At 67.0% G+C, this 1,320-nt stretch carries 1 protein-coding gene and 1 tRNA gene; both read right to left on the bottom strand.

Annotated features, from left to right (window positions below; translation table 11 throughout):
* Positions 1–221 precede the first annotated feature (221 nt).
* A tRNA-Met gene (locus B7X32_RS20925) sits at positions 222–293 on the bottom strand.
* Positions 294–329: 36 nt separating this feature from the next.
* Positions 330–1,320 (bottom strand): TROVE domain-containing protein (locus B7X32_RS20920; protein WP_292724165.1); only part of this gene is annotated, 991 nt, incomplete at its 5' end.

Below are 1,320 nucleotides of genomic sequence, written 5' to 3'. Positions count from 1 at the left end.
GTGACGAAACCGGACTATCCGTGCCGAAATCGGAACCTCTTCGGTGTCGGGTCGCACCGATTCGAACGGCACTGAGCCTCTCTCAACCCCACGGCAACGGTTGGCATCCGTCTCCGCCCTCCAACGCGCCGGGCAGCTAGTCCGGCACCGGGTAGCTACTCCGGCTGTTGCATTGACGCATTCATGCGCGGTCGTCAGCGCGGGCAGGCGACAGCTGCGCGTCGCTCCGGCAGGACTCGAACCTGCGCTCTCCTCGTTATGAGCGAGGCGCCATACCGCTTGGCTACGGAGCGAAGAAGGTGAGGGCGCCCGTTAGGACGCCCTCACCTTCAGAACGGGAAATCAGCCCGAGTGCCGCGCTCGATGAACCCCACGAGCGAGAAGCCCGCATCGGAGAGCCCACCGAACGTGTGTCGGAAGCCGGTGTCGGCAGCGTGGCCACGCTCGTACCCGGCAAGATTCCACGTGAAGGTGTGCACCTTCGCTGGCACGGCGCCGAACACGTCGCCGTCACCGTAGAAGTCGACCCCAGCCTGCTCATCAGTGATGACGACCACGCGGTCGTGGCCGGCATAATGCTGACGGACAGCCTTCGCCGTACGCGTGCCACCCATGCCCGCGAACCGACCGGTCAGCTGGAGCACGGCGTCCGTATTCCGGAACCGCACCTCCCCTGAGTCGGTACCGAACGCCACCAGCGTGGCGTCCTCGGCGCGAAGCGCGAGCGCTGAACCGAAGACTGCAGCGGCATCCATGCGAGTGAGGCTCGACTTCGCCGACAGCTGGTCGTACATCGACCCCGAGCAGTCCACCAGCACCAGTGTCCGCCCCGGCAGCGCCGGTACGTTCGTGACCGCATGCTGGATACCTCGCTCGAGCGCAGCGTGAAACTGCAGCGGTGCGTTGCGGTATGCAGCCAGGAACTGCACCGGAAGTGCGCCCGCCCGGGCGACCTCGTCCGCGTCACGGAGACGGGCGTTCACCATGTCCACGGCCGCGTTCGAGATGCCGGCTTCGGCGAGGTTGCGCAGGTTCATCCGCAGGGCGGTGTACCCCATCGAGGGAATCAGCGCCTCCCACTCGGCAGCCGTGAGCTTGCCGACGAACCCGGACAGGGCCTCCCACGTGATGCCCGCGTCACGGAGCACCTTGTGGCCGCCGTCGCTGAGCACCAACGCACGTCGCTGGTCTGTGGACAGGGCGGCGAAGCGCTCCCGGGCCGCCAGCACGAGCAGGCGCGCATCGGCGGCGCCTGCCCGCCCGTTCGCGTCGTCGAGGATGTGCTTGAAAAGTGCAGCCTGCGCATCGTCCTTCGGAGTC

It is taken from the genome of Microbacterium sp. 13-71-7, from assembly GCF_002257455.1.
In the GTDB taxonomy this organism is placed as follows: Bacteria; Actinomycetota; Actinomycetes; order Actinomycetales; family Microbacteriaceae; genus Microbacterium.
Note: the sequence above shows the minus strand (reverse complement) of the source record. Positions and strands in the feature narration are given on the sequence as shown.